The 19,491-nt window shown below is 67.3% G+C and carries 22 protein-coding genes; 14 read left to right on the top strand and 8 right to left on the bottom strand.

Going from position 1 to position 19,491, the window contains the following annotated elements:
• Positions 1-26: 26 nt before the first annotated feature.
• The gene (locus tag ACZ5IQ_RS01770; protein ID WP_212808063.1) at positions 27-584 is read left to right on the top strand and encodes a sugar O-acetyltransferase; all 558 of its coding nucleotides are present in this window, start codon (positions 27-29) and stop codon (positions 582-584) included.
• Positions 585-590: 6 nt separating this feature from the next.
• On the opposite strand, the gene ACZ5IQ_RS01765 is transcribed toward ACZ5IQ_RS01770, so the two are convergent.
• On the bottom strand, positions 591-1,229 hold the full coding sequence (locus tag ACZ5IQ_RS01765) for an O-methyltransferase (protein WP_212808062.1): 639 nt from the start codon (positions 1,227-1,229) through the stop codon (positions 591-593).
• 62 nt (positions 1,230-1,291) lie between these two features.
• Here ACZ5IQ_RS01765 and ACZ5IQ_RS01760 point away from each other — a divergent pair, with 62 nt between their 5' ends.
• The 4 genes from ACZ5IQ_RS01760 (at position 1,292) to ACZ5IQ_RS01745 (ending at position 4,062) form a co-directional block, all read left to right on the top strand.
• Positions 1,292-1,912, top strand: a complete 621-nt coding sequence (locus tag ACZ5IQ_RS01760; protein ID WP_212808061.1) for a TetR/AcrR family transcriptional regulator — start codon at positions 1,292-1,294, stop codon at positions 1,910-1,912.
• Positions 1,913-1,957: 45 nt separating this feature from the next.
• On the top strand, positions 1,958-2,221 hold the full coding sequence (locus tag ACZ5IQ_RS01755; protein WP_212808060.1) for a hypothetical protein: 264 nt from the start codon (positions 1,958-1,960) through the stop codon (positions 2,219-2,221).
• Between the two features lie 67 nt (positions 2,222-2,288).
• Positions 2,289-3,380, top strand: coding sequence for a TIGR03857 family LLM class F420-dependent oxidoreductase (locus tag ACZ5IQ_RS01750; RefSeq protein ID WP_212808059.1), 1,092 nt, complete (start codon positions 2,289-2,291; stop codon positions 3,378-3,380).
• Positions 3,373-4,062, top strand: coding sequence for a TetR/AcrR family transcriptional regulator (locus ACZ5IQ_RS01745; RefSeq protein ID WP_212808058.1), 690 nt, complete (start codon positions 3,373-3,375; stop codon positions 4,060-4,062). Before ACZ5IQ_RS01750 ends, ACZ5IQ_RS01745 begins: the two co-directional genes overlap by 8 nt.
• On the opposite strand, the gene ACZ5IQ_RS01740 is transcribed toward ACZ5IQ_RS01745, so the two are convergent.
• Both ACZ5IQ_RS01740 and ACZ5IQ_RS01735 read right to left on the bottom strand, forming a co-directional pair.
• The gene (locus tag ACZ5IQ_RS01740; protein ID WP_212808057.1) at positions 4,063-4,719 is read right to left on the bottom strand and encodes a maleylpyruvate isomerase N-terminal domain-containing protein; all 657 of its coding nucleotides are present in this window, start codon (positions 4,717-4,719) and stop codon (positions 4,063-4,065) included.
• Complete coding sequence (locus ACZ5IQ_RS01735) at positions 4,709-5,467, bottom strand: DUF899 domain-containing protein (protein ID WP_212808056.1); 759 nt, start codon at positions 5,465-5,467, stop codon at positions 4,709-4,711. Before ACZ5IQ_RS01735 ends, ACZ5IQ_RS01740 begins: the two co-directional genes overlap by 11 nt.
• A gap of 86 nt (positions 5,468-5,553) precedes the next feature.
• Between ACZ5IQ_RS01735 and ACZ5IQ_RS01730 the strand changes: the two genes are divergently transcribed.
• The 5 genes from ACZ5IQ_RS01730 to ACZ5IQ_RS01710 all read left to right on the top strand — a co-directional run bounded on the left by ACZ5IQ_RS01730 (position 5,554) and on the right by ACZ5IQ_RS01710 (position 9,371).
• Positions 5,554-5,886, top strand: coding sequence for an ArsR/SmtB family transcription factor (locus tag ACZ5IQ_RS01730; RefSeq protein ID WP_212808055.1), 333 nt, complete (start codon positions 5,554-5,556; stop codon positions 5,884-5,886).
• A complete protein-coding gene (locus ACZ5IQ_RS01725; RefSeq protein ID WP_212808054.1) occupies positions 5,883-6,326 on the top strand; it encodes an SRPBCC family protein in 444 nt (147 codons plus the stop codon). Before ACZ5IQ_RS01730 ends, ACZ5IQ_RS01725 begins: the two co-directional genes overlap by 4 nt.
• A 6-nt stretch (positions 6,327-6,332) precedes the next feature.
• Entirely contained in the window at positions 6,333-7,523 is a 1,191-nt protein-coding gene (locus ACZ5IQ_RS01720) for an alpha/beta fold hydrolase (protein ID WP_212808053.1), read from the top strand.
• 164 nt (positions 7,524-7,687) lie between these two features.
• Positions 7,688-8,428: a BglII/BstYI family type II restriction endonuclease gene (locus ACZ5IQ_RS01715; RefSeq protein WP_212808052.1), complete on the top strand. Its 741-nt coding sequence runs from the start codon at positions 7,688-7,690 to the stop codon at positions 8,426-8,428.
• 79 nt (positions 8,429-8,507) lie between these two features.
• Positions 8,508-9,371: an MT-A70 family methyltransferase gene (locus ACZ5IQ_RS01710; RefSeq protein ID WP_212808051.1), complete on the top strand. Its 864-nt coding sequence runs from the start codon at positions 8,508-8,510 to the stop codon at positions 9,369-9,371.
• Positions 9,372-9,416: 45 nt separating this feature from the next.
• On the opposite strand, the gene ACZ5IQ_RS01705 is transcribed toward ACZ5IQ_RS01710, so the two are convergent.
• The 5 genes from ACZ5IQ_RS01705 to ACZ5IQ_RS01685 all read right to left on the bottom strand — a co-directional run bounded on the left by ACZ5IQ_RS01705 (position 9,417) and on the right by ACZ5IQ_RS01685 (position 14,921).
• Positions 9,417-10,265 (bottom strand): glycoside hydrolase family 16 protein, encoded by an 849-nt coding sequence (locus tag ACZ5IQ_RS01705; RefSeq protein ID WP_212808050.1) that lies wholly within the window; start codon positions 10,263-10,265, stop codon positions 9,417-9,419.
• A 270-nt stretch (positions 10,266-10,535) separates the two neighbouring features.
• Positions 10,536-11,012 carry a PASTA domain-containing protein gene (locus ACZ5IQ_RS01700; protein WP_244872704.1) on the bottom strand — a complete coding sequence of 159 codons (477 nt, stop codon included), beginning with the start codon at positions 11,010-11,012 and terminating at the stop codon, positions 10,536-10,538.
• A gap of 380 nt (positions 11,013-11,392) precedes the next feature.
• A complete protein-coding gene (locus tag ACZ5IQ_RS01695) occupies positions 11,393-13,324 on the bottom strand; it encodes an Hsp70 family protein (protein ID WP_212808049.1) in 1,932 nt (643 codons plus the stop codon).
• A gap of 239 nt (positions 13,325-13,563) precedes the next feature.
• A complete protein-coding gene (locus tag ACZ5IQ_RS01690; protein ID WP_212808048.1) occupies positions 13,564-14,214 on the bottom strand; it encodes a L,D-transpeptidase family protein in 651 nt (216 codons plus the stop codon).
• 47 nt (positions 14,215-14,261) lie between these two features.
• Positions 14,262-14,921 carry a phosphatase PAP2 family protein gene (locus tag ACZ5IQ_RS01685; RefSeq protein ID WP_212808047.1) on the bottom strand — a complete coding sequence of 220 codons (660 nt, stop codon included), beginning with the start codon at positions 14,919-14,921 and terminating at the stop codon, positions 14,262-14,264.
• Positions 14,922-15,020: 99 nt separating this feature from the next.
• On the opposite strand from ACZ5IQ_RS01685, the gene ACZ5IQ_RS01680 reads away from it, so the two are divergent.
• From ACZ5IQ_RS01680 to ACZ5IQ_RS01665, 4 genes are all read left to right on the top strand, one after another.
• Positions 15,021-16,685, top strand: coding sequence for a purine-cytosine permease family protein (locus tag ACZ5IQ_RS01680; protein WP_212808046.1), 1,665 nt, complete (start codon positions 15,021-15,023; stop codon positions 16,683-16,685).
• Positions 16,686-16,784: 99 nt separating this feature from the next.
• Complete coding sequence (locus ACZ5IQ_RS01675) at positions 16,785-17,270, top strand: hypothetical protein (RefSeq protein ID WP_212808045.1); 486 nt, start codon at positions 16,785-16,787, stop codon at positions 17,268-17,270.
• 26 nt (positions 17,271-17,296) lie between these two features.
• On the top strand, positions 17,297-18,016 hold the full coding sequence (locus ACZ5IQ_RS01670; RefSeq protein WP_212808044.1) for an NUDIX hydrolase: 720 nt from the start codon (positions 17,297-17,299) through the stop codon (positions 18,014-18,016).
• A 100-nt stretch (positions 18,017-18,116) separates the two neighbouring features.
• Positions 18,117-19,490 (top strand): sulfatase family protein, encoded by a 1,374-nt coding sequence (locus tag ACZ5IQ_RS01665; RefSeq protein WP_406804021.1) that lies wholly within the window; start codon positions 18,117-18,119, stop codon positions 19,488-19,490.
• The last annotated feature ends 1 nt before the right edge of the window (position 19,491 follow it).

Raw genomic sequence — 19,491 nt, 5'->3', positions numbered from 1 at the left:
GGGCCGGGCGCACCTAACGTGGAGTCATGGCCCGTTCGATGCGCGACCGCATGCTCGCTGGTGACCTGTACCTCGCCGATGATCCCGAATTGATCCGCGAGTCCAAACACGCACAGCGGCTCACCCACCGGATCAACGCGCTCGATCCCACCGACCTCGACGAACGCAACCGTCTACTCCGAGAACTCCTCGGCGCTTTCGGGGACGGCAGTGAGATCCGGCCGCCGCTGCAGTGCGACTACGGCTACCAAACGACCATCGGTGCACGCACTTTCGCGAACTGGGGGCTCATCCTGCTCGATGTCGCGCGGATCAGCATCGGCGACGATGTCCAGATCGGACCCAACGTGCAGCTGTTGACGGCCACTCACCCACTCGAGCCGGGGCCCCGGAGAGACAAGTGGGAAGCAGCCGAGCCGATCACGATCGGTGACAACGTGTGGCTCGGCGGCGGCGTCATCGTGTGCCCCGGCGTCACGATCGGCGCCGACACCGTCGTGGGTGCCGGTTCGGTCGTCACCCGCGACCTGCCGCCGCGTGTGCTGGCCATTGGCTCACCCGCCCGGGTGGTGCGCCCGCTGTAGGGCGGGCTACACCCGAACGGTCAATTCCATGCCCTTGTCGAGCGGAATCGGGACACTGACGTAGCCGCTCCCCGGCGCGTTGACGTAGTCGCGGTAGACGTGATCAGGGTCGAGCCTGACGTTGTCGCCGAGAATCAGTGCACCGGGCGCCAATACCGGCTCCAGGATCTTCAACACCGGCAGGTCCAGATCGGGCCAACCGTCGAGAAGCACGAATTGCACTGGACCCGTGACGGTCTCGAGGGTCGTGCGGGCGTCACCTTCCAGAATCGTGATCAAATCGGCAACCCCCGCCTCAGCGAACGTCGCGCGGGCCGCCGCAATCTTCCGCGAACTCATCTCCGTGGTGATGATCCGCCCGACACCGTTGTCTCGGACCGCCGCGGCCAGGTGCAAGGTGGAGATGCCATACGACATCCCGTACTCCACGATCGTCGAGGGCTTCACTGCGCGGACCAGGCTGTACAGCAGTCGGCCCGGGTCAGGAGCCACCGACAGGTAGAAGTCCTGGCAGACCTCGGCACGTTCCGCAATGTCGTAGTCGGTCGGCGAAAATCCTTGCCGCCGTTGATCGTCCAACTGTGCATCGGCGAACAGGCGATTGATGATCGAGGCGTATTCCGGTTGGTTCAGTGTTGAGGTCATACGACCTACAGTAGACGCAACGTTGCGTCTAGACTAGAGCTACGATGGTGTTCAATCGACCCATGGCAGGCGCGCAACCGCATCACGGGAACCGGCACGGTCGCAGTGAAGCTGCGCGGGAAGCCGTACTGCGCGCAGCTGATGATCTGCTCGTCGAAAAGGGCTTTTCCGGCGTCACCATCGAAGGCATCGCCAAAGCGGCTGGAGTCGCCAAGCAGACCGTCTATCGCTGGTGGGGCTCCAAGACCGAAGTCCTCATGGACGCATTCCTCGAAGACGCCGCCGCAGCGTTGGAGCCGCCCGATACCGGCTGCCTCGACTCGGATCTACGCGCACATCTGCGCGATACCGCGCACTTCCTGACCACGGATGACGCGGGCGCCGTCTACCGCGCACTCATCGGGCAAGCGCAACACGATTCGGAACTGGCACAGACATTTCGGTCCCGCTACCTCGATGATCAGCGCACGCGCGACCAAAAACCGTTCCTCCGCGCGATCGAACGCGGCGAGCTGCACCCCGAGACCGACGTCGCCGCGTTGGCCGAGTGGCTCGTCGGCCCGGTCCACCATCGCGTGATCGTGACGGGCGAACCGTTCGACGATGCGTTCCTCGACGCCGTCGTCGACGTCGTCCTGTCAGTGTCGACAGCGGCCGTGAGCCACGATTCAAAGTCAATCTAAGCATTTGGCCATGCAGCCAATTGACCGTCATGTAAATATGGCGGCGTGACTGAAGATGCCGATGTGGCACAAGCTCGGGCATTGCGCGCCGAGCTGCGTAGGCATGCCTGGGACCTCGCATCCAGGCTGGCCAGGGTCGAGTCCCTGCCCGATGCGACGGCCTGGTCAGAGCGGGCGCGGTCGATGCGCCGGCGCGCCCGGGAGCTGCGGCGCGACCTCGACGAGGCCCGGTTCCTGATCGATCAATTGCATGCCCGGTTCCCGAGCATCGACGCGGCGGGTGCATCGGCAGACGCTCCAAGTTATTGAGAACCCTCATTGACAATTGCCTGCTAGATGGTTAACAGTGCTAAGCGTCTCCGATGAAAGGCGCACCATGAGCACGCAGGACCAGCTCAACGAGCTCGGCTACTACGCCGTCACCCGGCATCCCGCGGACACCCGCGTGGTGCTGCCCGAGGCCCGGGATGCCGAGGCGCTCGGGTTGGGCTCCTGCCACATCGGTGAGCGCTTCACCGTGAAGGACGCGGGCGTTCTCAGCGGCGCGGTGGCAGGCGCCAGCACGACGCTGGGCATCGCGCCGTCGACCAATCACCACACCCGGCACCCCACGGTCACCGCGACCATCGGGTCGACGATGCATGCCCTGACCGAGGGCCGGTTCGCCATGGCGTTCGGCCGCGGGATGGGGCCCTACTGGCAGGCGATCGGTCTGCCGGTCGTGACCGAGGCGCGGCTGCGCGATTTCTTCGGCATCCTGCGCCGCCTCTGGGCCGGCGAGATGATCCTCGATCACGACGGCCCAGCCGGGAAGTGGCCCATGCTGCGCCACGTGAACGGCCTGGAAGACGGGCCGCCGATCGGCCTGGTGGCGGTCGGCCCGAAGACCATGGAACTGGCCGGCGAGATTGCGGATTTCGTTGTGCTGCATACGTTCTTCTCCGACGAGGCGACGGAGAAGTCTGTCGCCGCGGTACGCCGCGGCGCGGAGAAGGCCGGCCGGGATCCGGACAGTGTCCGCATCTGGGCCTGCTTGGCGACGGTCCCCGATGCGTTGTCCGAGGACGACCAGATCCGGCGTGGCGTCGCACGGCTCGCGACGTACCTGCAGGCGTACCCAGATGTCCTGGTCTCGGCCAACGGCTGGGACCGGGCGACGTGGGATCGCATCCGGCAGTCCGACCTGTTCACGGATGCGGCGACCGCCGGGCCCATCGATGCCAGCGCGTCGTTCGAGACGCTGCAGCGGATCGCCGAGCTGATCCCCACCGAGTGGCTGGACGCCGTCGCCAAGGGCTCGCCGCAGGATTGCGCGAAAACCATTGCCCGCCAGTATGATCTGGGCGTGCATTCGGTGATCATGCACGGGGCCAGCCCGCACGAACTGGCACCCGTCGTCGAGGCCTACCGGGCCAACCGGCCGACGCTGCACCGGGCCGTCGCGGCGAATCCGGGTCGATTTGCCTGACCGTCCGGCCCGCGACTCCCCGCAGGCGGCCCTCGCCCGGGAGCAGTGGCAGGCCGTCGTCACCGAGTCGGGCGCCGGCACCAAGCTGAACAAGCGCGGCCTGGAAACCCGGGCCCGCCTGCTCGACGTCGCCATCCGCTGTCTGGCCGACAGCGGTGGCGAGCCGGTGTCGGCGAACCGCATCGCCAAGGATGCGGGCGTCACCTGGGGCACGGTGCAACATCAGTTCGCCGACCTGGACGGGCTCTGGGTCGCAGTGATCACCGAAATCCACTCCCGCAGTTGGGCGTCCGGACCGGAGACGCCGCTCACCGGCACCCTGCGCGAACGGGTGGAAGGCGCCATTGAATCCGTGTGGCGCTACCTGGACACCACCGAGGGCCGCGCCCTCACCGCGCTGCGCACGTCACTGCCGGCGCGACGGTCCGACATCGCCGCCGAATATCCGCGCACCGCAGCGGCTTTCGCGGCCCGCGAACTCGACTGGATTCAGGGTTTCGATTACCTGATGGAAGGGCTCGACGTCGACCCGCATCAGTTGCACCGGGTGCGGTGCCTGCTTCCCGCCGCGATCCGCGGTCTCAGCAACGAACGACAGATCGGGTTCACGTCGGATCTCGACGTCGCCCGTGCGGCTTTGACCGACGCCGTCGTCGCGTTGTTGAGTCAGCCTCAGCCGTAGTCACTCAACGAGATCGGCGGTCGCGGGTCCGAACAGGTACAGGTGATCGAGCACCGGCGCCGCGTCCCCGGACCACACCATGGCCGCCATCTGACGACGGCTGCGCCGCCCGGTGCGCCAGCGCACCGCTTCGAATCGCGTCGTCTTCAGATCGACCGCAGGTTCCGCGTCCGGACCGCACCGGTACTCACCGTCTTCGACGACGACACGCATCGGCACCGGCGTGACCAGCATCCGCAGGAGCTGATCCGAAACCTGCTGCAGTGCAGCGGAATCACGCGCGCCCGGTCGGCCGAGCGCATCCCGGATGTCATGTTCGTGGACGACGATGTCGCCGAGCGGCGGGGCGATAGCTTCCTGAGCCAGCCGCGGCAGCTCGGCGGCCGCATCGCCCCAGGCCCGCAGGATGTCGTCGAGGCCGCACCCGTCGAACCGAGCCACTTGCGCTGCCGTCTGGGCATCGTTGGGTGGGGCGACCCGGCGCCCGGCGGCCCAGTCCTGCGCGACGCCGGCCATGTGTGCCAGCACATCCCGCACCGACCAGCCGGGACAAGCAGCGACCGCAGTATCGACGGAAACATCTGGCGCACTGACCAACTCGACGACGCGGTCCATGGTCTGCTGGTAGAGATCCGCGAGATGGGCTTCATCGCTCACAGGAGGCGCACCCTTCCGTGCGGGGCGGACGGGGATCGTCGGGCTTGCTGGGATCGGGGTCGCCGAACCATCGCGAGGGTTGATGCTCGCCGTAGGTGTCATGCCAGTCCCACCATTCGTAGGGCGGGTCCTGCGGGTATCCGGGCGGCGAGTCCTCCCAGGTCTCCTGCCGGCCGAGCGCCGTCATGTCGAGATAGCTCCACGAGGTGCCGAGTGCTTCGTCGCCGCGGTTGTTGATGAAGTAGGTGCGGTAGATGACGTCACCGTCGCGGATGAAGGCGTTGGTGCCGTGCCACTCGTGTACGCCGAAGTCGACGTCGAAGTCGTCGGTGATGGTGTACCAGGGCATCTTCCAGCCCATCCGGGCCGTCATCCGCGCGATGTCGGGCTGCGGCGCGCGTGAGGCGAACGCCAGCGTCGTGTCGCGCGCGTTCAGGTGGGCCACATGGCCGACGTTGTCGGCGATCATCGAACAACCCCGGCAGGCGTGCTCGGGCCAGCCCTGTACGCCCTCCTCGAAGAACGCCCGGTAGATCACGAGTTGCCTTCGCCCACTGAACAAGTCGGCCAGGCTGAGCTCGCCGTCCGGACCGACGAAGGTGTAGTCCTTGGTGACCGGCGTCCACGGCATGCGGCGGCGCATCGCCGCCAACTGGTCACGCTGGCGGGTCCATTCCTTCTCGGCGACGAGCATCTTCTCCAGCGCGGCGTCCCATTCGGCCGCGGACACGATGTCGGGTTTCTGCACGGCGTCCCTCCTCTACAGATTCATTAAACAAACTTGTTGAACGTCACCGTTCCAGGAGAGCACGATCCGCCGCTATAGTCAACAAGATGGTTGAAGATCAGCTGCTGGACCGCGCCTACGCCGCCCTGGCAGATCCGACGCGCCGCCGGCTATTGGAGACGCTGCGGCAAGGCGATGCGCGCATCACCGACCTGGCCGCCCCGCTGCCGATGACGTTCGCCGGCGTCTCCCGGCATATCGGCGTGCTGGAATCGGCGGGCCTGGTACAACGCGATGTCCGCGGCCGCGAACGCTGGGTGTCCCTGCGCCCCGAGGGATTGACCATGGCGCAGCAGTGGATCAACGAACAATCCAACTTCTGGTCGGTGCGGGCGGATGCCCTCGCAGACCGCTTGCGACGCAAAGGAAATGGTCAATGACAGAACCCGTCACCGTGCGCGTGCAGCGCGTCATGCCGGCAGTCCCCGACGTGGTGTTCGGCGAGTGGCTCGATGTCGAGTCGTTGATGGACTGGATGTGCCCACGCCCGTCCCGGTGCGTCGCCATCACCGTCGAACCCCATGTCGGCGGCAAGCTGCGGTTCGACGTCGACCACGACGCCACCGGCACCATCGTCCTGATCATCGGCCACTTCCTGGAGATCGACCGTCCGCGACTGCTTCGTTTCACGTGGAGCAATTCGAACTGGCCCGACCCGACGATGGCCAGCGTCGTCAACGTCACCTTCGAACCCCACGGCGAGGGCGAGACGCTGATGAAGATCGAGCACTCTCTGTTGCCCTCGCACGAGTACGACAACTTCCACAACGGCTGGGCGCGCACCGCCGAACAGTTGGAGTCGGTACTCACCCGTCGCTGAGCGTCGATGATGGCCAGAACCGTGCTCGCCGCAGTAGCGGTGGTTGTGGTCGCGTGGGTTCTGGAAGGCGCGGCTGTGATCGCCGGCGCAGCGGTCGGGTTGCCGGCATCGGCAGCGATCGCCGTAGGGGTGGCGGCCGTGATCGGTACCGCCTGGGTCGGCACCCGGCTCGTCGGCGTCTTGGGCCGGCGCGGTACGACGATCATCGCGCTCAGCCTGGCAACACTGGCCGCCAGCGGCCTGTATCTGATGCCGAGGCCGCTGCCGTCTCGGGTCGCCGACGGGCTCCACCTGCGAGATGGTGCGGTGATGCCGGTGCGGATTCATGAGCGACCCGGCGACCTGCCACCGCTGGTGGCCGTGCACGGCGGCCCCGGGGTGCCGTTCAGCCAGGCCGAAGAAACCGCGATACTCCGCGCCGTGCCGGACCGCACCGTCATCTTCTACGACCAGATCGGCGCGGGTGACGCGTCGCGTCTCGAACGCCCCACCGGGTACTCGACCGCCCGCGCGGTGGCCGACCTCTCCGAGTTGCTCGATGAGTTCCGCCTGGCACGGGTCGTGCTGCTCGGGTACTCCGCCGGCTCCGGTGTGATCGAGACGTTCGCCTCCGAGCAACCCGACCGGGTCGAGGGGCTGGTGTTGCTGTCACCCGGTTCGTTGCCAGTTCTGGGCCGCGCGGCGCCGATCCCGCAGCCACAGGCGCGTCTGTCAACCACGCAAACCCTGCGCCTGTACGCCAGCGCGCTCACGCCACGAAACTTGTTCATGTACCTGCTGACGCTCACCGATCCCGACACCGCACACGTATTCGGCGACGACCCCGAGATGGACGCGCGCTTCGCGACACTCAATGACCTCGCCGCCGGCGGACTCACCTGTTCCGGCGAACCGCCGCCGTCCCCTTCTTCCACACCCGGCCACTACCTGCACGAGCAATTGCAACGCGAGCCCGGCACCGGGCTCACCCCTGACGCGTTGCGACGTCTGCAGTCGATACCGGTCTTGCTGTTGCGTGGCGTCTGCGACTACATCCCGCGCAGCGAGGCCGAGTACACCGCAGCCCACCTGTCCCGCACGCGAATCGTCGACATCGCCGGCGCCGGCCACGCCCTGCTCACCGAACAGCCTGACACGGTGCAGCGCGAACTCGGCGACTTCCTCGACGGGCTGACGCGCGGCGGCGAGGGTCACTAGGGGGACAAGCCCCGCAACGCCGTCGCAGCCAGCCGCCGGGCGTGTTCCTCGGTCAGCGTGTAGTGCCCGGTCATGCGGCGAAAGATCAAGGGCCTGCACAGCACGATGCGACGGCGGACTTCCGCGGGTTATTCCGTGGACCGGCGCACTGCTACCGTCGCCCCGTGGATCTGACGGACTCGTACACCCGCGTGCTGCCGCCGCACATCCGCGACCGGTACGAGTTCATCGAAACCCGCAACGCCGCCGCGATCCTCGCCGCCACCAACCCGCAGCGGTTCGACGAGCTCCTCACCGCCCTGCACGAATTCCAGCTCCGTACCGACGATCTCGTCCAGCCCGGCGGCCAGGAGACCGAACTCGCCGCCCGCCTCAACACCGCCTTCCGCAACAAGGGCTGGCGTGAGGCACGCGTGGACACCCGAATCCGCTTGGAACTGCGCAAGATGCCGCACAAGCCGGCGGGCGAGATGCACCCCACGCTGGAAGACACCGAGGTCTTCAACGAGGGCTACAAGGTCGACAACTTCGTCGACCGGCTGGCCCTCGATGTGGAGTGGAATGCCAAGGACGGCAACCTCGATCGCGACCTGAGCGCGTACCGGGCGCTGTATGACGCGGCGCTGATCGACGTCGCCGTCATCATCACCCGCACGCAGACCGACCTGCGCACGCTCGGCTACCGCCTGGGCATCGAGGCCGGCATGGACGACGAGCGCGCCCGCCGCATCCTGGCCACCACGACCACCACCAACACCGAGAAGCTGCGGCCCCGCATGCAGCGCGGCGACAGCGGCGGCTGCCCGCTGCTGGCCGTCGCGATCTGCGCCCGCACCTGGGCCGACCACGCCCCGGTTCGAGACGACCGGCAACCCGCAGACGACATCGGCCTCTGGGAAGCCTGACCTGTCGGTGCCATCGCCTACGATTTCGTGAAGATCTTCTCCGTTCGAAAAGATCTAATTCGAAGGTAGGAGTGACAACGTGGCGAAACGCAGCGATCAGGCCGGCGCCGAGTCGAAGGCCGCCCCCCTGCGCGATATCGCCGCGCCGCCGCCGCTGCCCACCATCGATGGCGGCTGGAAGACCGTATTGGCCGATCCGCCTTGGCGTTTCACCAATCGAACCGGCAAGGTGGCACCGGAGCACCGGCGCCTTGACCGGTACTCCACGCTCGATCTCGAGGCCATCTGCGACATCCCGGTGTCCACCGTCGCCGCGCGTGACTCGCACCTGTACCTGTGGGTGCCCAACGCGCTGCTGCCCGAGGGGCTGCGCGTCATGGAGGCGTGGGGCTACCGCTACGTCTCCAACGTCATCTGGGCCAAGCGGCGCAAGGACGGCGGGCCCGACGGCCGCGGTGTCGGCTTCTATTTCCGCAACGTCACCGAGATCATCCTGTTCGGCGTGCGCGGCAGCATGCGCACGCTGCCGCACGCCCGCAGCCAGGTCAACATGATCGAGACCCGCAAGCGGGAGCATTCCCGCAAGCCCGACGAGCAGTACGGATTCATCGAGGCCTGCTCGCCCGGCCCGTATCTGGAGCTGTTTGCCCGGCATCCGCAGCCGGGTTGGACGGCGTGGGGCGACGAGTCCGCCGCCGATGTCACGCCGCGCGGCCAGGTCCACAAGGGTTACGCCGGGGGCGCCATCGACGTGCCGCCGGTGACCAAGCACGTCCGGCTGGACCCGACGACGGCCGAACGCATCGGCAAGGAACTGCGCATCCGCTACGAGAACGGCGAGAGCATCCGCCAGCTCGCCGAGGAGACCGGCTACGGAATCACCCGCGTACGCGGACTGCTGGAGCGGGCCGGCACCACGTTCCGCGGTCGCGGCCCCCAATGAGAATGGGCCCCGCCGAAGCGGGGCCCATCGACAGTTGTCGGAGGTTTACCAGACGCGCACGTAGTCGACGAGCATCTCGGCCGGGTAGCTGCCACCCTTGGGGTCGCCGCCACCGGAACCGGACACCGCCAGGTTCAGAACCGGGAACACCGAGTAGCCGGGCAGGTTGAACGGCCAGTCGTCCAGAGAGTTCGCCGGCACGTAGAAGTACGGCTGCATGCCTTCGGTGTAGTCCTGCCAGAACGACATACCGGCGTCGTTCCAGGTGACGCGCCAGGTGTGCCAGCCACCGTCGATCGGGTGCGGGTGCGTGTCGAACGACGTGCCGTCCGACCGGGCGTGCACCGTGGTGCCCGACGGCCATTCACCGTTGCCGTACCACTCGGCCAGGTCGATCTCGCCGCCGACGACGGGGTGGTCGTTGGACAGCCACCAGGCCGGCCAGCAGCCGTTGGTCAGGCAGTTGAACTTGATCCGGGCTTCCCAGGTGGTGTTGATGCCACCCCAGAAGGTGCCGAAGACCTTGCCGCTGGTGTATTTCCCGTTGGCATCGCGCGTGGCGCGGATGACGAGGTTGCCCTTGCCGTCGAGGAAGACGTGCTCACGGTCGTCGCGGTACTGACCCATGTTCTCCGGGCGGTCCCAGAACACCGGGTTCTTGATGGTCTCGCGCCGCGGCGAGATGTTCCACTTGGCCGGGTCGGGCCGCGACCCGGCGGGGCCGTCGAACTCATCGTGGAAGATGTACGTGGGCGTTTGCGCGGCAGGCTGCGGGGCCAGCGGCGCAGTGGGCGAACTGCCCGGTTGGGGATCCGCCAGAGCGGCGGGGGACGGCATCGCGGCGGCGGCCAGCAGGCCGAGCCCCGACGCGCGCATCATGTTTCGACGATCCATTTCCGGCACAAGGGGATATACAAGCCGCTCAGACAGACTTGGCGCAACTTACGACACGCTTGAAATCACCTGTCAGAGCGGCATTCTCGTCACGGGCACGCGAGCGCGAACCAGCAGTCAGCAAAACGTACGCTTGTCCAAATCTCTACGCCAGCCAGCGAATCCCTACCCGAGCATCGAGAACAGCAATACCGAACGCGCAGGTGTGCAGACAGCCGCGTATTCCGCACCATCGAGAAACCGAAACCGTCCAGCAATACCGGTTCAGGTTCAGCGGTCGGAGTTCTGGCCCTCCCAGACCTGGCCCGCTTCGCCGGCCGCTGCCGCCTCAGCCGCGGCTGCGGCGGACGCCGACGAAGCAGCCGCTGCGGCCGATGCCGACGCCGAGGCGTAAGCCTGCGAACCCGCCGGGCTACCCAGCGAGTTACCGGGGCTACCCGCAGTGGCGAACGCCGCCTCACAGTTCAGCGACAGCAAAACCTGACTGCTGCTCGAACCACCGCTGTTCGCCGGCGCTGCCACCGTGCGGGCCACCTGATTGGTCACAACGCAGTTCGGCCACTGCAGCTGGTCGCCCACCGTCGTCGAGACCAGCGGCTTGAATCCAGCACTGGACAGCGCCGACCGCGCGTCACTGAACTTCTGGCCGACCACATTGGGCGCAGAACCGGCGGACGCCACACCACTACACATCAAGGCCACAGCACCCAGCGAAGTTGCCGCAGCAACACCCCATGCAGTCTTCATGGGGCCCTATCCTGCCTTAACTCCCGGCGCTGCGCTCATCGTTGAAGCAGTTGATGCCGCCGGAGACCAGGTTTGGGTGGCCCCGTTGTTGAATTCGGGGACTTCCGGGCTGTTGAAAACGGTGTTGGTCGGGGCGTGGTCGGAGCCGGCGACGGCGCCTCCATCGGTCACTCCAGCGGAGATCGCACCCAGAGTGCCCAGCGCAACCATGGCCGCAGCGGCCGCCAACCCGACGCGTGTTCTTGTCGAATTCATAGAACAAGATTGCCGCATTTGTGGTATGCGAGCAAGTAAATTTCCTGTTCACACTGACGTTCCGACGCCTGCGTCAATAGTCAATACGGGATTCAAATCAGCGAGATCCGATGCAATTCCGCCTATCAATAGGGGTATTGCTGCGGATACTGCTGCGGGTACTGCCCGTACGGGTACTGCTGCTGTCCCGGGTAGTACGGATTGGCCGGCGGCTGGGATTCGACCGGTTGGTCCGGGCCTTTGGGGACCTGAATCGGGATCGGCACCGGCACGAACGGCAGCCGGATGTAGCTCGTCGTCATGGTCGGCGTCGTCGAGGTCGGCGTCTCCGACGTAGGCGGTGGTGGTGGCGGAGGCGGCGGCTCGCTCGTGGTGGCGGTGGTGGTCGCCGGCGGTGGAGTCGTCGTCTGCGCGTGCGTCGTGGTGGTGTGCGTCGGCGCCGGCGCGTGGGTGACCGGCGGTTGGTACGTCGGGCTGGGCTGCGGGGGTGGCGGTGCGGGGACCTCGTTGGTGACGGTGACAGTGCTGGGCGGCGCCGGTTCGGCCGGCGGCGCCGGCGGTGGCGTCGGAGATTCGCTCAGTGACGGCGGCGGGGTGGTCGGCGGCGCGACGGGCTTGCGGTCACCGGTCAGCGCGATCGTCACGCCGCCCACGGCCGCGATCGCGGCGAAGATCGCGACGCCGAACACCACCAGCGGGAGCCGTTGCCAGGCCTTGGACGGCTCGGTGGCCACCGCGGCGGCCGGCGGCACATACTGCGCGATGGCGCGAGTGGTCGTGGTGTCACCGAAGACGTCGTCGCCGGTGTAGGGCAGCAGGTCACCGCCGCCGTCGGAGTCCTCGGACCAGGCCAGGGACGGCCCGGTGGTTTTGACCACCCGGGCTGCCGCGGTGTCGGTGAGCACGTCGAGTTCGGGGATGGCCGCGGGCGCGGTGGCAGGCCCGCCGTCGACGGCCGCGGTCGGTGCGGTGCCCAGCAATGCGGCCGGCGCCATGCCGGTCTTGGCGTCGGCGTCGGCGCCGTACACCGCGAACAGTGCCGCACCCACCGCGGCATCGAGCGCCGGCTGCGGGGTCGTGACGAGAATGCCCGCGGCGCCACGCGCCTCGAGATGTGCGGCGAGCCGCGTACTGATCACCGGGATCCGCGCGCCACCACCGACCGCAACCAGCGAGCTGACGGACCGCCACGCAATGTTGTTGCGCTGCAACAGCTCATCGAGCTCCGCCAGCACCCCGGTCAGCGGTTCGTCGAGCAGTTCGGCCAACTCGGCGCGGGTGACCTCGACATCGCCCTGGTGGCCCGGAATGTCCACCGGCACCGTCGCCGTCTCGGCCTCCGACAGTGCTTCCTTTGCCGCACAGCAGGATTCACGGAGTTTCTCCAGTGAACTCACAGCCGCAGTGCCTGCGGTGTCCACTCCCCCGGCACCACCGACGCGGTCGAGCACGTGCGCCAGCAGCGCCTGGTCGACGGCCTCCCCGGAGAATTCGGTGTACCGAACGGTCTCGACGGGCTCGAACGACGTGTCCGCGGCAGCCAGCGTGATGCTGGTGCCACCACCGCCGAAATCGAGGAGCGCTGCGGTGCCGGTGGCGGGCAGACCCGGATTGGCGTGCAGTGCGGTCAGTGCCGCGACCGCGTCGGACACCAGCCGCGCCGGAACCCCGTTGGGCGCCAGGCTGGGATTGGATCGCATCACGGTCCGCATCGCCCGCAGCGTCGCGGTATCCCAATGCGCCGGAACGGATATCGCCAGCTGTCCTGTCGGCGGCTCGCCGCCCGCGGCCTCGATCAGGGCGTCCAACGCCTCGGCCACCAACTGGTCGGCGTGATACGCCGTGCCGTCGGGCGCCACCATCGGCACCGGGTCGCCGACGCGTTCAACGAAGCCGGTGAGTGTCACGCCGTCGTCGAGGGCATCCGCGGCCAACCCGATCTGGGGCGCGCGGTCACGGTACAGGCGCAGCACCGCGCGCCGCACCATGGGCGGTTCACCGACGCGCGCTGCGACCAGGTTGGTCGTCCCGATCGACAACCCCAGCTGGTGGCTCATAACCCCACCACCCTAACGTGCGAACGCGTCGTCGCAGCTCGGGACACGTGCGAACGGCGTTCTCGCAGATTGCTTTTCGTCCGCTGTGCCCGCCCTGTGGACGAAACCTGCCGAGCCTGTGCGCCCGGTGTGCCGCAACGCCCGACAGGGGCGGCATCGATGAGATCCACAGCCACGACCGCACCCACGACGCGGCGATGCCGCTCAAGCTGAAACTCGGTGCTGCCCTTCATATCTGATTACTTGGCAACGGCGATCAGCGCTCCCGGTTGCAGCCATCGCATGATCTTCACCAGGGTGCCCTCGTCGATCGCCACACATCCGGCCGTCGGGCCGTCACCGATGTGGACGAAGAACGCGCCACCGTTGCCGGGCGTCCGTTGCGGGTTCACGCCCATGACCACGGCGTATTTGTAGGGTGCGATGTCGAGGTTCTCGGTGCCACTCGCGGGATCGGTGTCGAAGCGGCACTGCGCCTTCTTGCACACCTGCATGGTGTTGTAGGTGGGGCTCTTCATGTCGCCGTCCCACCAGTGATCAGGTGTGGTCTGGACGTATTGCAGACCCGTGCCGGGATTGGCGGCGGTGCCGAACGCGAACGGCAGCGTGAAGATGCCCATCGGGGTCTGCAGGTTGCCGTCGTGGCTCTGCGGGACCATGCCCCGGGAGCCGACGTGCGCCGGGATCCCGACCGCGACGGCGTCCCACCCTGCGGGCCCTCGCTGATACACGTCCATCTTGGCCGACGAACCACCAACGCCCACAACCGAAATCACCTGCGTGGCCGATCCCACCGAGTTGGCGAACCACGGAGTGACCACCGCGTTGCCGACGGGCGCCAGTGCCACCGCCAGCGCGGCAGCACACAGCAAAGCGAACAGTCGGCGCACCCGTCCATGGTCGAGAACCGCCCTCTGGAAGGTCAAGCCAGGGCGGGTCAAGGTTTGGGCACGATAGGGCTTCGGCTTTGAGACCCGGCCGACGCAAGCACTGGCGCGAGCAAGGGCACGCAGATCAGGAACCACAGCGCACCCAGCAACCACCCTGCGAGGACGTCGGTCGGGTTGTGCACGTTGAGCACCACCCGGCTCGCCCCGACGGTCACGACGATGACGGCACAGAGCACCTCGATCAGCCGCTGCCGCGCCACCCCCCACAGCCGGAACACCGCACACAGCCCCAGCGCACCGGCCATGGTGCCCAGCGCGTGCCCCGAGGGGAACGACCACGACGGTTCGTGTGCCAGCGCCGTCAGCGGCCGCGCCCGTTGGGCGATGTCCTTGGCGATCTCGGTGACCAGACCGGTCGCGGCGATGCCGATCAAGAGGAAGAGCGCGGTGCGGCGCTGTCGCCGTGCGAGCGCGACGAACGCGATCACCACCGCAATGATCCGGAAGGTCCAGGGTCCGAAGACGAAGGAGAACCACTGCCAGCCGACCACCCAGCCGGGATGTGCCGCACCGTACCGGTGCAAGGGCGCGAGCAGCGACGTGTCGAAAGCCGTCACCCAGGGCCATTGCGCTGCCCAGCCCACCCACAGCAGGGCGTAACCGATCACGGCCGCGGCCCCGATCAGCCAGCGGTTGCGGTTCGTCACCGGTCTCCTTCCGGGATGCGCTCGCGCGCTGGAAATTCGCTACCGCCCGGAACATAACTGTCACGGGCACGAAACAAACTGACCATAGCTTCGCTAACCATGACCCAAGACCTCAGCCAGGAGCCGCTGTCGCCTGCCGCTGTACCGGACGTCGATCAGGACCGGTTGACCGCGACACGCGAAACCTTGGAGGACTACACCCTCCGCTTTGCGCCGCGCAGTTACCGGAAATGGTCGACGCGCGTGGTCGGCATCTCGGCACTGGGCGGTATCGCCTACCTGGCCGACTTCGCGATCGGCGCCAACATCGGCATCTCGTACGGCACCACCAACGCACTGGCGGGCATCGCGATCTTCGCGGTCGTCATCCTGCTGACCGGGTTCCCGGTGGCCTACTACTCGGCCCGCTACAACATCGACCTCGATCTGGTGACGCGCGGCAGTGGCTTCGGCTACTACGGCTCGGTGGTCACGAACGTCATCTTCGCGACGTTCACCTTCATCTTCTTCGCGCTGGAGGGGTCGATCATGGCCCAGGGCCTCAAATTGGGCCTGGGCCTGCCGTTGTGGCTCGGCTATGCGGTGTCGACACTGATCATCTTCCCGCTGGTCATCTACGGCATGAAGGTGCTCTCGACGCTGCAGGTCTGGACCACCCCGCTGTGGCTGATCCTGATGGTCGCGCCGTTCGTCTACCTGCTGATCAGCCACCCCGAATCGGTCGGGCAGTTCTTCGCCTACCAGGGCAAGGACCACATCCAGGGCTTCGACATGGGCTCAACGCTGCTGGCCGCCGGCGTGTGTCTGTCACTGATCGCGCAGATCGCCGAGCAGAACGACTACCTGCGGTTCATGCCGCCGAAGACCCCGGAGAACAAGCGCTCCTGGTGGACCTGGATGTTCCTGGCCGGCCCGGGCTGGGTGTTCTTCGGCGCCATCAAGCAGGTCGTCGGCCTGTTCCTCGCCGTCTACCTGATCGCCAATGTCGCCGACAGCGCGGGCATCGCCAACCAGCCGGTGCACCAGTTCCTGTCGATCTACGAAAACTTCCTGCCGGGCTGGCTCGCCATGACCCTGGCCGTGGTGCTCGTGGTGATCAGCCAGATCAAGATCAACGTCACCAACGCCTACTCGGGCTCGCTGGCGTGGACCAACTCCTACACCCGCATCACCAACCACTACCCCGGCCGCCTGGTGTTCCTCGGCGTGAACCTGCTGATCGCGCTGATCCTGATGGAAGCCAACATGTTCGACTTCCTCAGCACCATCCTCGGCTTCTACGCCAACTGCGGCATGGCCTGGGTTGTGGTGGTGGCCAGCGACATCGTCTTCAACAAGTACCTGCTGAAGCTGTCGCCCAAGGAGCCCGAGTTCCGTCGCGGCATGCTGTACGCCTTCAATCCGGTGGGCTTCGGCTCGATGCTGATCGCGGCGGGCCTGTCGGTGGTGGCGTTCTTCGGTGGACTCGGCTCGGCGCTGACCCCCTACTCGCCGCTGGTGGCGATCGGGCTCGGTGTGGTGCTGCCGCCGATCATCGCCATCGCCACCAAGGGCAAGTACTACCTGCGCCGCACCGACGACGGCATCGACCTGCCGATGTACGACGAGCACGGCAACCCGTCCGACGCGCACCTGCTGTGCCAGAAGTGCCACCACGAGTACGAGCGGCCCGACATGCTGGCCTCGGCCGAGGGCGGCTACATCTGCTCGCTGTGCCTGGCCACGGACAAGACCGGAGAGCACGTCCTGCCCGCGCAGAACTGACGGCCGTCACCACCGACGCGGCGCCGAGTGTGAGACAACACGTCCACGCTCGGCGCCGTTTCTCGTGGGGCATTCACCCCCGGGGCCTACGCTGAAGGCATGGCTGTACTGCTGCGCAAGCTGCTCGGCATCGGCAACCTGCCCGATGACATCCGTGAGCAGCTCCAGGCCGAGGGGCTGCTGCACGTGGCCGAGTTCATCCCGGTGACGTTCCGGTTCTCCGGCCACGTCCCCGGCAAGGTCGCCAAGAGCACCCTCCGCAGCCTGGTGGGCGCATTGGTGATCACCGAGAAGCGGCTGCTCGGCACGCTGTCGTCGGTGCCGAAGAAGGGCGCCAAGACCGTCAACCACCTGTGGGACGCGCCCGCCGGCACCATGGTCCGTGCCGAGCTGGACGAGTCCGGTCTGCTGCTGGACGCCCCCGATCTCTCCGCGGTCGACCCGAGTTTCGAGGGTTCGATGTCGCTGCGCTACAAGACGCCGCTACCCGCCGACCTGCTGGCCGCGCTGCCGGCCCGGGCATTCACATTCGACGTGCCCAACAAATACGTGTACCTGGCCTGTGGGATGCCGCCCACCACCTGAATCAGCCGGCGCGTAGCGTCGGGCCGATGACGATCCGGTACGACGACGCACTGCGCGAGCAGATCGGGACGCACCTGGCCGGCCACCGCCGGCGGGTGGTCGACGACCCCACCAAGCGCCACGCCGCGGTGGCCATCGTGCTGGTGGACTCCGAGCGCGGTGAGGACCGGATCGACCCCGCCCCGGTCGACGAATGGATCGGTGGCCGGCCGCTGCCCGACCAGAATCTGGACGGCCGCATGGTCGACGTCGCCGGCGGCGCGGCGTTCCTGTTGTGCCGCAGGACGTCCCGGCTGAACTCGCATTCCGCGCAGTGGGCGCTGCCCGGCGGGCGCCTCGATCCCGGCGAGACGGTCGTGGACGCCGCACTGCGCGAGCTGCACGAAGAGGTCGGCATCAAGCTGGCGGAGGAATCCGTGCTGGGGCTGCTCGACGACTACGCGACGCGCTCCGGATACGTCATCACGCCCGTGGTGGTGTGGGGCGGCGGCCGGCTGGACCCGCAGCCGTCACCCGACGAGGTGCTGGCCGTGTACCGCGTCGGGCTGCACCAGTTGCAGCGGCCGGACTCGCCGCGGTTCATCTCGATTCCCGAGAGCGACCGTCCGGTGGTCCAGATTCCGCTGGGCAACGACCTCATCCACGCGCCCACGGGCGCGGTCCTGCTGCAGATGCGCTGGCTCGGGCTGGAAGGCCGGCCGGACCCGGTCGACGAGCTGGAGCAGCCGGTGTTCGCGTGGCGATGAGGCGGGCACGAATCATGCCGCACGAAACCGTTGAACAGTAAAGCAATTCGCGGTTTCATGGCTGATTTCGTGACCATGATCGCCAGGAGGTAGCCGACCCATGCCCCACACGCCGGGCCAGAACGTGCTGTTCGTGCACTGGCACGACCTCGGGCGCTACCTCGGGGCGTACGGTCACCACGACGTCAGCAGCCCGCGGCTGGACCAACTGGCCGCCGAAGGCATCCGCTTCACCCGGGCCCACGCCACCGCCCCGCTGTGTTCACCGTCGCGCGGTTCGATCTTCACCGGGCGCTACCCGCAGAGCAACGGGCTCGTCGGGCTCGCGCACCACGGGTGGGAGTACTACGCGGGCGTCCAGACGCTACCCCAACTGCTGTCCGAATCCGGTTGGCACACAGCACTGTTCGGAATGCAACACGAGACGTCGTTCCCGTCCCGGCTGGGGTTCGACGAGTTCGACGTGTCGAACTCGTTCTGCGAGTACGTCGTCGAACGGGCGGTGCAATGGCTCGAGGAACCACCACAGAAGCCGTTCCTGCTCACCACCGGGTTCTTCGAGACGCACCGGCCGTACCCGCGGGAACGCTACGAACCCGCGGCCAGCGACACCGTCAGCGTCCCGGACTACCTGCCCGACACCGACAGTGTGCGGGACGACCTGGCGGAGTTCTACGGGTCCATCGCCGTCGCCGACGCGGCGGTGGGGCAGCTGCTCGACGCACTCGAGGCCGGCGGACTGGATCGCAACACGTGGGTGGTGTTCCTCACCGATCACGGTCCGGCGCTGCCGCGGGCCAAGTCGACGCTGTACGACGCCGGGACCGGCATCGCCGTGATCGTGCGGCCACCGCGCGATACCGGCATCGAGCCACGGGTTTACGACGAACTGTTCAGCGGGGTGGATCTGCTGCCGACGCTGCTGGACCTGCTCGGGGTACCCGTTCCGGCCGCCGTCGAGGGGCTGTCGCATGCGGAGGCGCTGACCGGGGCCGGGACTCAGCCCGTGGTGCGCGAGGAGGTCTACACCGCCAAGACCTATCACGACTCGTTCGACCCCATTCGCGCAGTGCGAACAAAAGACTTCAGTTACATCGAGAACTATGCCTCGCGCCCGTTGCTGGACCTGCCGTGGGACATCGCCGACAGTCCGCCGGGCCGCGCGGTGCAGTCGGCCATCGGCGACCCGCGCCCCGCCCGCGAACTGTACGACCTGCACGCCGACCCCACCGAGCGGCACAATCTGCTCCTCGACGTGCAGCCCGAATATCACGCGGTGGCAGCGCAATTGGCCCTCAAGCTCAACACGTGGCGACAGCAGACGGGCGATGTCATACCCTCGGATTTCACCGGGACACAGATCTCGGACCGCTACACCGGGACGTATCTGAGCATCCACGGGCGCCCCGCGCGGAGCCGCTCGGCGGCGGCCTCCGACCGCGGAATCAACGCGGATTCGACGTCGCAAGACTAAT

This window comes from Mycobacterium toneyamaense (assembly GCF_055384815.1).
This window is presented reverse-complemented; position numbering and strand designations above follow the sequence as displayed.